We start from the raw sequence: 12,873 nt of genomic DNA, 5'->3' as shown, positions 1-12,873 counted from the left end.
CTACTCTTGCCAGGAAAATTTTTTCGTTTTTTTCTTCAACGTCCGTTTTGACAGCAACTCTGTGGTGATTTCCGTAAACAGAACAAACTCCCTGAAAATTTCCTCTAGCTCTGCCACTTTCTCTGCACTGATCAGGCTACCGCTGTGATCAAATGCACTCTGCGATTTTCCCAAAAGAAACTCGCTACTCGGCATCATTCTCGCACCAAGCTCAGGTGAATCCAGGATTTGTCTAAGATGCGCTTGCGCTCTGGAAGAACCAAGTGAACCGTGTGAAGCACCCACAATCAGAACCGGCTTGTCTTTCAAAGTTTGAGTGGTATAACTGACCCATTCCAGCGTACTTTTCAACACAGCAGGGATCGCATGGTCGTACTCCGGAGTAGCAATAATAATGCCTTCTGCTCTAGAAATCTGATCCAGTAAATCTTGCACCTTCACAGGTATATCAACTTCAGCGTCTTCTATTTCATCTTTTTCAATAAAAGCAGGCAGATCCTTAATTTCAAACAAGTCGATCTTGGCCTCGTCTGCAAAATGCTTTTGCATAAATTGAAGCAGCGTGCGGTTCGTTGATTCATCCGAATTGGTGCCCACAATAGCTAAATAATTCATCGTAATCCCCTCTCTGTCATTCGAAAATCATGTTCGTCAATGTCAGACTCGATCTTTCGGCATAACCTTAACATAGAGAAGCTGGAATGATCTAATAGTTATTCATTGCAGTTTGATAACCAATTTGTTATAATCACCTCAAATTCAAAGTTTGTTATTTTTTTCACAAAGGGTGAGTGACATGTCTAAATTAGAATCGCAGGATATTTTATGTTACATCGACAGCCTTTTAAAATACAGCAACTTTAGCAAAGCAGCCCAATCCCTTTATATTTCTCAGCCCTACCTGACCAAAGTAATCAAAAAAGTGGAAAGTCAGTTAGATTGTGAGCTGATTACTCGCAACAAGCTTCCGTATCGATTAACCGAGCAGGGAAAAATCTATTATCAGTATTTAACTTCACTCGAACATAGCTACGCCAAGCTCATGAAAGAAATCTCATATGCATCAGATATCGGCAACAAAGTGTTGCGGATCGGGATTTTGCCTAGCCTGGGTTCTTATTTGACACCTCTCTTTTTACCGGCATTTTTACGGCTTCATCCTGCCTATAAGATTAATCTCGTAGAGGATCTTCCTGAAAAAAATGAAAAACGGATTCAAAATTACGAACTCGACTTCTGGATTGGGCAAAATTCGAGCAGCATTTCCCCGAATCTAAACTCCTTTAGTTGGGGCAAGCACAGCTACCGGGCTGTTATCCCGCGCGGCTGTGAACTATATCAGAAACATGTTGCCGTCATCCCAGAGGGAACGTTTGATATCCCCACCATGCTGAGCCAACCGCTCGTTTTAACGTCCAAAGGCTCTGCGGTCCGTAAACAGATCGATCAATTACTTAGTGTGCACAAAATCCAACCGAGCATCGTGATGGAAAGCAACGAAATCCACACGGTGTTGAAACTTGCCAAACAGAATATGGGCCTGACGATTATTCCAGAAAGTGTCCGGATTGACGAGTCTCCTTCCGAATACAACATTTACCCGATCCCGATTGATAAGATGAGCCTGGATTATTTTATAGCACATCATGGGGAAAGAAAGCTTACGAGTGTAGATCATGACCTTATCCATACTTTTCTGAATCATGGACAACAATGCGCAGTGTAGGAGGAAATCCACATGAAATCTTTTACGAAAACGATCCCTCTCATGGGAACTAAAATCACTCTATACATCGAAGGGGCCGGCGCAGAAGAACTTGCTCAGGAAGCAGAGAATATGCTGTTCCGTTACGAAAAAGTCTTTAGCGCCAACAGTGATCACTCACAGCTTGCGATGTTGAAACAAGAAGCCGCCTCCCATCCGCTCCAAGTAGACAGGGAACTGTATGATCTGATCAAAATAGGCAAAGAACACAGCCTGAATGAAGGTTCTTTTTTAAATATTGCGATTGGCCCGTTGATCAAATTGTGGAGAATCGGTTTCCGCGAGGCACAGGTGCCGGAGGATGGAGAGATTAAGAAGGTACTGGCGCTCTTACAGCCTGAACATATACAGCTCAATGATGAGCAACAAACCGTACATTTATTACAAAAAGGCATGGAGATCGACCTGGGAGCCATCGCTAAAGGTTATTTTGCCGATCAGGTGATGGCCCTGTTCAAGAAAAACGGCGCTGTCTCTGCTATGGTCGATATGGGCGGGAATGTGCTTGTTCATGGTGATTCCCCTTCCGGTTCTGATCACTGGAATGTGGGAATACAAAACCCCTTCTTACCCCGAGGTCATGCAGCAGCACTCGTCAGCATCAGAGAGCAATCCATCGTTACCTCAGGCATATACGAGCGTGTTTTGGAAAAGGAAGGCCAGCAGTACCATCATATCTTTAGCAGCGAAACAGGTTATCCCATCGAAAGTAATGTCGCTTCGTTGACCATTATTGCGGATAGATCGCTGGACTGTGATATTTATACAACAGAGTTATTCGGCTTAGATGCCTCCTCCGTTATTCATAAAGTCAACAGGATGAAACATATCGAAGCCGCCGTTATCACAACCGATGGAAACATGGCCTACACCGAAAATCTGCAAGGGAAAATTCAGCCAATATCAAGTTAAAATGAATGAGATCGTTCAGGCGAAGTATTCGTATTATAGAGTCTGAGGGTGTTTGAAAAAAACATTCTGTACTCAGAGTGTTTCAATCAATTTCTGAATCTTAGATTCGGAAATGAAATATACGGGGCCTAAGATATCCATTTTGCCGTCTTTTACACGAATGGCACTTTCCTGCTCTGCCGCTTAAACATGCATCTCTTCAGATAGCGGAAACAAGTAGCCTTCAACAAACGTACCATAGTCGCGTCTAGCATGGGATTCATAGGCAAAATGATTGAAGCTCAACCCCTCATAAATCGTAGTCGTTTCATCCCTAGGGGTAGCGTCTTTCGAAGATATCCATTTTGCAGCCATATTTAATGCACCCGCGCTCGCACCGAGAATAACAGCCTTGCTATGTTTAATAACATCGGAAAGTTCATATTCCGCCAAAAACTCTTGTTGTTGAACAGGATCTCCACCACATAGAAAGATGACAGAAGCGCCCCGAATCCATTGCTGGGCCTTTTCTTTCCGTATACGATAATCAATGAAATGATATTCATCAAAACTAAGGATAACCTGAGTTAACCAGGTCCATTCCGTAATATCCTCAAAGTTCACCTGCTCACCTTCATAATCAGAAGGCTCAGCGCTAATCATCACAAGCGATTTTCTATCTGTGATGTCCTCATGTAACCGTTCGACCAGTTTCTCTGGAAAAATATCATTAAACCAACTGAAATAATAGTGAGTACTCAAACTGTACTACCTCCATATGTATAATTGACCTATTTCTATCCTTGAAGAATACTTGAAAAATATAACTCCATACTACCATAACATCGAATTAAATGATGGAAAATAGTCCTATTTCCGAAAGTAAGTGTGTCCGTTGCCCTATTCAGGCCTGCCCATCCTATAAGATAAAATAGAGTATATATGAACTTTGAATAAGGGATGGGATGATCATGAGTACGCTGCAACCAATTATCCATGTCTTGCGACATTCGTCCGATGAAGACGTCGTTGAACAATTTTTTGAGCACGAGTCATTAATCTGGATTGATTGGAGAGAAGACGAAGGGGACCTCATCCAATACTTTAACGATCGACTGCCGGAATCCGATCAGATCAAGTGCGAGATCATCGACATTGACAAGCCGAGAGGCGTTGATATTGTGTTAAGTTCGAACGATCGAAAGCTTAAAATACCGTTCGCTGATGATCGGACTGATCGAGACAGCGCCATTCGGGCTATGCAGGAAATGATTGCTCCCCGGTATCAGATTCGATGGTTTATGGAGTCTTTAGGCAACGACACGTTAGCATATCTCTTATTATCTACGGAACAGTGGACAGAGCTTGAGAAGCAATTCGGAAAAGAAAAGCTGGAATTCCACTTCCAGCCGATAACAAGCGAAAGCATCATGTTTTCCCTCGACATGGATGAGGTGTTCACATTAGTTGAAACAAGGCAAAAAGCGCGAACCTCTGAATAAGCTAGGAAAAACTCTTTGTACTAGTACGCTGAGTTTACTAGTTTTCCAAGTCAAAAACGCCATCACATAATGTAATGGCGTTCTTTTTTTGTATGGAGCCTAGTAGAATAACCGTTTCTTCTTGAATCCACGTAGATACCCTATACTCAACATGTTTACATCAAATTCCATAAATTATAGATCATTACTGCTGCTTGGTCACGGTTAGCCGTCTTCTTCGGTGCAAACTCATCGTTACCTACACCGTTTATGATGCCTGCTCCTTGTATTGTCTCTACCGCCTGCTTCGCATAGTTTGAGATGTTTGCTTTATCCTTGAAAGCTCTAGCTTCACGAGCTGGTAATTTTAGGTGCTTCATTTGGATCGCTTTGTATACCATAACGGCCATATCTTCTCGCGTAATGTTCTCATGAACTCCGAAACTACCATCTGGTTTCCCGTTCACAATCCCCAGCTTCTGCGCGATTGCGATGTTTCCATGGTACCATTCTCCTTGTTTCACATCACTAAAGCTTGTCGTTACGCTCTCATCCGATAACTCCAACACATTTATCAGCATGGTGATGAATGCTGCTCTTGTCACTTGGCCTTTCGGATTAAACTCCCCATAGCCTACACCCTTTACGACGCCTCTTGCTCCCAATGCCGAGATGGCATCTTTCGCCCAGCCTTGAGTCACATCCTGAAAGCTCGTTGCAACATACGCTAACGTATACTTACTTAAGTCCGTTGGTTTGAACTCTACTTGACCTGTCTCTTCATTGTATTTACCATTCATCACTACTCTTAACTCTCCGTTGTCCTTCACATCGTATACGATGATGTTGTTTGGATTCTCAGAAGCCTTCAGCGTATATGGCAATGCAATCACGAGATCATCTCTACCATCAAACGCCGTAAGCTTCGTACCATCTATCGTTAGCTTGATATCATATACGACCTCATCATTCATCCTAGCTTGTGTGCCAGCTGGCAGTTGATTAGACGATATTTTCTTGATCGACAATCCTAACGTTTTCCCTGCGCTTGTTTCTGTTCCAAGCCGTTCGGTAGCCAACGTTACGACTGCTGAGCCTGTGTTAATCTCGATGTGACCCACCTTAGAAGTTGCGCTTGTTAAGCGGGGATCTACCGCTAGCTCAACGGTTAGCTCGTTCAAGCTTGGATCTCCTTCAAGTTGTACCTGTAGCTTACCATCGGTCGTTTGATCAAGTGCACGCTTAACGGTATCTGCACTTAACTTCACTAGAGAAGTACCGTTCTCATTAACAACTGGCTTAATGTTTATTTGACCGTTGTCCATCACCACTAGCTCACTTCCACCTGTAGAAGCTGGTGGTATTGTAGGTGCAGGGACGTTACCGCCACTACCACTACCATTCCCATTCCCATTCCCATTACCACCGTCACCATCTCCATTACCACTACTTGGTGCTTGTGGTGTTCCCGACACCACAACGCCTGCGGATTCTTGCCCCGCTACGTTTACCGTAATAATACGGAATTCATAACGAGTACCATTCGCAAGTCCTGTGACTTCATAACTGCTAGCCGCATGATTCAGCGTTACCGTCTCAAACTCTGTATTTCCATGACCTGTAATCTTAATAGCGACCAGATCGCTTGCTGCAGGATTACTCCATTTCAAAGTCAGCTTCTGATTACCCGCTATTACGCTTGTTCCGGTCACTTCTCCTGGCGCAGTCGGTTCAACCAATGGTGTCACCGTTACTGTAGCGCTGGATGATATACCACCATCTACTGTAGTTACTGTAATGCTTGCTGTTCCTGGTGCCACCGCTGTTACTCGACCTGTCGCACTTACAGTCGCTACAGCTGGATTACTTGAGCTCCATTTTACTGCCTTTTTCGTTGCATTTGCCGGTGTGATCGTAGCTGTCAATTGCCCTGATTGACCTTCTACGATGGACAATGTCGTTTTGTCCAAGCTCACTCCGTTAACGGGTACCCTCTTCCCACTGAGTGCATCATACTCACTTTGTGTAATCGGAATGACCGTTCCGTGACGCGGACTAGCGGGTAAGTTGTAGTTCGAAGATAATGTCCACTCGCCTGATGCAAGATTGGTTGTCTCGAATGGAATATAACCTCTTCCACCAAACTCATCCACGAATAAATACCATTTTTCATCTGTATTCGATTTGAAGATGGTTGGTCCCTCAACCCATTTCATGTTACCCACACCTTGATTAATCATCTTGAAGGTTGGATCTAAGATCGAGTCACCCATCTCTTGGAAAATCATCTTACCAAATGGAGCAGTAACTCCGTTGTCTCGTTCATCCTTCGTAAAACGATACACTTTTCCATCATGCTCAATCATTGTGGTGTCAATGATGGAATATCCATAATCCAAATATACTTTCGGTTCAGTAAACGTGTAGAAATCTCGTGTCTTGCTATACATCATTTGTTGATAAGCGTTACCGGTATGGGATGCATCATCAAACATTCTGGATGCCCAAAATACGATATATTCACCTGTAGTCTTGTCATACATGATTTCTGGTGCCCAGGTATTACCCGCTTCTTCCGGTGCAACCTCTACCATGCGTTGATCTGTCCAGTTGACGAGATCATTCGATTCCCAGACCATAATAGAACGGCTACCCCATGTCTGTGCTCTGCCCCAGTTCCCATTGCCGTTAATTTTCAAATCAGTAGCGATCATGTAGAACTTGTCGCCTTCAGGCGAACGAATAATGAACGGATCACGTACTCCCTTTTCTCCTAAGGTCGAGGTCAATATAGGCTTACCCTCATTCAATTCTCGCCAGTTTAACGGATCATTGCCTTTACTTAGTGCAAAGTAAATTTGCTCCCCTGTTGAAGAACCTTCCCCAGTAAAATAGGTGAAGAAGTATCCTGCATATTTTTCATCGGCAGGCCGTTCCTTGACCTTGGCAATAAACTCCTTCGTAGTGGATGCTGCGTTTAATGTAATCGTCGCTGTAAGCTTCACGTCTACATCTCCACTACCGTGCGCCGGACGTTGCACTTCACCAGTCACTGAAACGACGTTTGGTTGAACAGAAGCCCAAGTAATCGTTGTCCCGTATAATCCAGATGTCGGTAATGAGATATGCCCTCTTACATCCTGAATGTTATGCACAACTAGTGCCGCTTTTGCTTCATCTACAGCATTGGCGTCGCTCGGCAATGCTTTAACCATCAACGTATAGGCTTTGCTTTTTGTCTCTGTACCATCTGTAAATACCGCTGTTAACGTTACAACTTGATCTCCAGTTGCGTTATCTGGTCTAGTCACGGCACCTGTAGTTGAGATCACATTGCTCTTATCCGTTGTCCAGCTTATTGTTGTGCCATAAGCACCTGAAGTTGGCAAGGTTACATCGCTTGTAATCGCATCTTTGGATGTATTCGAAGCAAGCAGATCATCGATCGTTAATTTCTCTGTCGCACCCGATACAAGCATGCCCTTCATTGAAGCAATCTTCTGATCCGCACGAGCCTTAAGGGTTGTAATATCTGCTGCCGTCATAGCACCATCATAGATTTGGAAGTCTGCAATCAACCCGCCGAAATATGGATCAGCCGGATAAAATGACTTCCCGATGTATCCGCTACTGCCTGAAGTATTTTTTATTTGTTCCAGCGTCATTCCATTGGTTGAGCCTGTTGCAACAGCAACACCATCAATATAAATCGTTAGTGTACCGTCCGTTCCTGAAACAACGGTCGTAACTACTTTCCATTCATTATTCTTTAAACCCGTGGTAGAAGTTGAAGACTCATTATTCCAGGCATTCGTCGCGATACCTAAACGGGCTAGACCGTTAGCATTATATCGTGGTGTGAAATACGTATAGTGCGTATTATTATTTGGCCTTCCTAGTGCGTACAACCACTCCGCAGCGTTTTTACCGCTCCAGTTCACAATGGATGACACGGTGATATCCGTTAATCCATCGAGAACTCCTTGTGGCAACTCTACATAGGAGTCCGTTCTGCCCCCAATAAAGCTCAGCACACCAGCTTCATCTGTCCGAATCCATTCTGCCTTAAACGGATTCGTCCATTTCCCGTTGAATTTTCCGGTTTGGTCAATAACCGTTGCAGTCGCACGATCGATATCATTCATATCGTAGTGCAGAATGAGCTCAGCCCCGGATGGATGCTCTACTGGAGGAGTAACGTCTTCATCCGCTAATGTTGCAATCTCCTGAACGGATAATGCACGATTATAAATACGGAAATCATCCAATTTACCATCAAACAGACGATCAGAACTATTTCTTGATTTACCAATATAATTCATCGTTGTTTCCAGTAACATTCTGGGCTCAACATTAAATGTCGAGCTGCGTTTAACCTCATGCCCATTCACATACAGTACTGCCTCAAATTCATCCATAGTAATGGCAACATGCTGCCAAGTCTTCGTTGGTAATAGTCCGGCATTTCGCAAAGCATATTTATAATCTGATCCGAGTTTCGTGTTGTCATTGCTAAATTTCTCTGTAAAAGGGGTTACGACAGCGAACTCCAGACTACCTGTATCGCCTTGTGTACTCAGGTACATGGTATTGCGGTTAACCTGTCTGCCTGTTTCGGAAGCAAAATCAAATATTCTCTGATTGGCTTGATTTTTGTCCATTTGAACCCATGTAGAGAACGTAGCCTTCTCCAGATTCAAAGATTGAATCAGGTTATCAGGCAGTTTCACATATCCTGTTGACCCATTAAGTTCTAGCGAAGCGCCCTTTTTACCGATGTGGTCCTCTTCATCAATGCTTGCTCCACCAACCAGTGTTGCGTGATGGCCGTTCCCCGAAATGTCGTTCAACGTTGTACCATTCACTGTATTTGCATCGAATGAGTAATGTACAACCGGGTCTGTTGACGGTGCGGGTCCCTTCAAAGCATATTTCTCTTGCAAAGCATTATACTCCGCACGTGAGATTGGAATCACCGTTCCGTGCCTTGGTCCTGGCGGAAGTGCATATTGATCACTGCTTAATACATTGTTCATATATTGCGTGCTGCTATCCAGATCTGTTGTATATCGTACATGATAAGGCCATGAATCCAGGAACAGATACCACTTGGCTTGATGAATATCCTTAAATATGGTTTGTCCTTCGTTGTTTCCATTTTTTCCGATCAAGCCAAGTTTGTTATCACGTGTACCCGGAACAGCGTCGTATTGAAGGCCATTGGCAGCAATACCGTCCTTGTCATAGTAGAAATTTGGTGCTTTCTCCACATACACTTTGGTATTGACTTCTGATTTGGTAAATCGATACAACATATCGTTATGCTCAATAAACGTCGTATCAATGGTTGGAAGTGACTCATCAATCATGACCTTTGGCTCTGAAAAGTTATAGAAATCTCGTGTTGTTGCATAATACATCACATTATACTGACCTGCCGGTCTGCCGTTATAATCACCGTATGTCTCTGTATTTTTCATCGATGATGCCCAAAATACGATATACTCACCAGTTACCGGATCATAGATTGCTTCTGGTGCCCACGTATTTCCTGCTGTCTTGGGAGCAACCTTGACCATTCGTTGCTCGCTCCAGTTGACGAGATCCTCCGACTCCCAAATCATCATATAATGACTCCCGGTAATTTGAGCCTGGTCGAAATTCGTACTTTCGCCCATTTTTAAATCGGTTGCCAGCATATAAAATTTATCACCTTCGGCTGAACGAATAACGAATGGATCACGAAGTCCCTTTTCACCCATATTCGATTGAAGGATCGACTTCCCATTGTTCAACGCTTTCCAATACAATGGTTCTTCAGCCGTAGCGAAGGAAATCTCTTCACCACCCTCATATTCACCTGTAAAGTACGCAAAGAAGTACGCATCAAGCTCTACTGGCGCAACTGCTTTTTTAATGGTAAGGTCGAACGTACGCTCTTTAGAAGCTGTACCATTTGTAATTGTAGCTGTTAACTTAACGGGTACCTCCGTAGCTTGACGGCTTACCCAGCCTAGCTGTGTAGCATTACCAGCCGCTTCAGTTGTTCCTTTAACAACAGTAGGTTTACTAGACGTCCATGTAATGGTGGAGCCTTGTTCACCCGCAGTCACAAGACGTAAGTTGCCTTTAACGTTGTCCGCATTGTAAATCTCTAATCGTTCAGCATCCAGATCAACCTTCTGTTGATCATCGAATTGCTTCAAGATCGTAATAGGGAATACAGCCGATGTAGATACGCCTTGATACGTTAATGTAGCCGTTAGCTCTGCTTGAACATCACTTGCTTGAGCATTTGGACGTTGTACAGTGCCACTGTTAGAAATAACTGTAGGCTTACTGGAACTCCAAGTGATACTCACGCCGTTTTTACCGCTTGTCGGTAAGGTAACATTTTTCGTTATTTTATCCGCACTATGATCTGCCTCGTCCAAGTAACGATCGATGCTAAGTTGATTCGCTGCATCATCAACCGTAAGCTGACGTATTTGAGAGATATGGGTTACTGCTTCTTGTTGATATAAGTCCCCCACTTCTTGCTCCGTCAAAGCGCGCTTATATACTCGGAAATCAGCCACGCTTCCTTGAAGATACGGATCGCTCGCGAAGATGGACTTTCCGATAAAACCAGAGAACGTAGAATCCGGATTAATGATGTCTGACAGCTTTAGTCCCTTCGCGTTACCTGAAGCAACCCTAACCCCATCCACGAATAACGTGATCGTGTTGCTGGCTTCAGAAAAGGACACCGTTACATGCTTCCACTGTCCGGTAATCAGGTTTGAGTTTGCGCTACCTGTGACTAACGCTTCGTTCGGCCAGCCATTTTTGGATATACCAGTAGCAATCATATGGCCTGATCCGCTACCGTGACGTGGGGTTACGAAAAAATATTTGTTCGTTTCCGGTGTCAACACCGTACCCAAACCGAAGATCCAGCGATTCATACCATCATTCGTCCAATTCACGATGGAAGATACGGTAATCTCATTCAGACCTTGTAATAGATCCCGTCCATTGGAGCCCTTAGGAATCTCAACATATCCACTGTTTGATGTAGAACCCCCTCCATTGAAGGATATAAATCCAACCTCACTGTTAGAAATGAATTGTCCGTTGTTTGCATTTTTAAATATCCCATCAAATGTAACTTGCTTGTTGGCGACATCCTTCAGTACGAGTTGACCATCTACTTCTGCAGTCGTTTTCATGTTGTAATGAAGAATCAGATCATCATTTCGCGACTTGGCTTGAACGCTAATAGCGGATACCGCTGTAAAATCTCCATCCTTCGTTTGTACCGTAATGGTGGCTGTCCCTTCACTAACCGCTGTAACAATCCCCCCCGAATCGACATTCGCTACACTGGAATCACTCGATGTCCAGGTCACTCTTTTATTCGTTGCATTAGCAGGTGAAATTGTCGCAGCGAGTGTCTCGCTGTCCCCCACTGATAAACGAAGTGTAGAATTATTAAGCGAAACACCTTTAACGGCAATCTGCTCAACAGAGTCATCCTTAGGTAACAAGGTCACGATAAACTCCTTCGTTGCTTGGCTTCCACCTAAAGAAATGGTTGCCGTTAACGTCACTTGTTGCTCTATTTCTCGTAAAAATACTTCCCCCGCTGCACTAATCGCACTCTCATCACTGGAAGTCCACGATATCGATGCGCCATACGTATTGGTAGAAGGAAGTTCAAGTGATTCGGTAACGGCAGATACATCACCTAACGTTAGCTCTTTTTTGCTTTGTTGTACTTGCTTTTCATCGAACGATTGTTGGTATACTTCAGCGATATCATCACGACTTAGTGCCTCTCCGTAAATTCTTAAATCTTGAAAGCTACCGGCAAAAGTAGCATCTGCTAAATAATTGGAGCGACCGATGTAAGCTTGCAAATCTGTACCAAAGCTTGCGGTTGTTTTCTCTTTGGCGACAGTGCCTATACTTACTCCATTAATGTAACCTGTTATAGAGCCTTCTGTGATGACCGTTGTATAGTGAACCCACTGACCTTCGTACTGTGACGTAGAAGGGCCTGATACGCCTAACTCCGTCGTCCAAGGCTGGTCAACATTGTTGCGATCTGTAAATACGGACTTAAACTCACCACTTGGATTGGATGGATTAAACAGCCAGTAATTCGTTGGCAACTTATTTTCAGCTGCTGGCGTACCGTAGAATAAGGCTGCGTAGTTCCCGCGTCCAGTGTTACTCTTGATCCATACAGAGATCGTTGTGTTTTCTTGATGATCAAACAAGCCCGTAGGAAGTTGCACGTAGTTCGTAGTACTATCCGTCCCTCCCGGTAGAGTAAGGCCATCGTCATACGTAATGTTGCCTACAGCCGTCCCATGCTTGCCATTGCCTGATGAATCCAATACATCCTCAAGCAATGGATAATGCGCCAACATCCTTGGTGTAATCGGGTCAGCTGAAGCTTGATTGTTAAACGGCATACCCCAACTAAAACAGCTGCTGAAGGTCAGCAGTAAAACCAAAGTGATGTTTGTCATTCGCTTTCGCATAGCATTCTTCCCCTCATTGAATATTCAAAAAGCACACAAAACCATAGCTCGCTTTCAAACCAAGACCCCTTCACTCATGAAACTAGAGAATCACCCCAAAATGAATACGCTTACATTTTTTCATATTACGTGTTCCGATATTTCAATTCAATGTACTATCATGTTAATAACGTGAACTTTTTTATTGCAATTTGAAATTTGATGT

Annotated in this window: 6 protein-coding genes; 3 read left to right on the top strand and 3 right to left on the bottom strand. The window is 43.8% G+C overall.

Annotated features, from left to right (window positions below; genetic code table 11):
* Complete coding sequence (locus FS818_RS02335) at positions 1 to 615, bottom strand: NADPH-dependent FMN reductase (RefSeq protein ID WP_145329220.1); 615 nt, start codon at positions 613 to 615, stop codon at positions 1 to 3.
* A gap of 181 nt (positions 616 to 796) precedes the next feature.
* On the opposite strand from FS818_RS02335, the gene FS818_RS02330 reads away from it, so the two are divergent.
* Both FS818_RS02330 and FS818_RS02325 read left to right on the top strand, forming a co-directional pair.
* Positions 797 to 1,726 carry a LysR family transcriptional regulator gene (locus tag FS818_RS02330; RefSeq protein WP_145329218.1) on the top strand — a complete coding sequence of 310 codons (930 nt, stop codon included), beginning with the start codon at positions 797 to 799 and terminating at the stop codon, positions 1,724 to 1,726.
* A gap of 12 nt (positions 1,727 to 1,738) precedes the next feature.
* Positions 1,739 to 2,677, top strand: coding sequence for an FAD:protein FMN transferase (locus FS818_RS02325; RefSeq protein ID WP_145329216.1), 939 nt, complete (start codon positions 1,739 to 1,741; stop codon positions 2,675 to 2,677).
* A gap of 183 nt (positions 2,678 to 2,860) precedes the next feature.
* Here FS818_RS02325 and FS818_RS02320 read toward each other — a convergent pair whose 3' ends face one another.
* Positions 2,861 to 3,418 carry a type 1 glutamine amidotransferase family protein gene (locus FS818_RS02320; RefSeq protein WP_313960275.1) on the bottom strand — a complete coding sequence of 186 codons (558 nt, stop codon included), beginning with the start codon at positions 3,416 to 3,418 and terminating at the stop codon, positions 2,861 to 2,863.
* 209 nt (positions 3,419 to 3,627) lie between these two features.
* Between FS818_RS02320 and FS818_RS02315 the strand changes: the two genes are divergently transcribed.
* Entirely contained in the window at positions 3,628 to 4,158 is a 531-nt protein-coding gene (locus tag FS818_RS02315) for a glutathione reductase (protein ID WP_145329214.1), read from the top strand.
* Positions 4,159 to 4,313: 155 nt separating this feature from the next.
* On the opposite strand, the gene FS818_RS02310 is transcribed toward FS818_RS02315, so the two are convergent.
* The gene (locus FS818_RS02310) at positions 4,314 to 12,656 is read right to left on the bottom strand and encodes an immunoglobulin-like domain-containing protein (RefSeq protein ID WP_186375393.1); all 8,343 of its coding nucleotides are present in this window, start codon (positions 12,654 to 12,656) and stop codon (positions 4,314 to 4,316) included.
* Positions 12,657 to 12,873: the final 217 nt, after the last annotated feature.

Source organism: Paenibacillus xylanexedens, assembly GCF_007680605.1.
GTDB classification, from domain to species: domain Bacteria; phylum Bacillota; class Bacilli; order Paenibacillales; family Paenibacillaceae; genus Paenibacillus; species Paenibacillus xylanexedens_B.
This window is presented reverse-complemented; position numbering and strand designations above follow the sequence as displayed.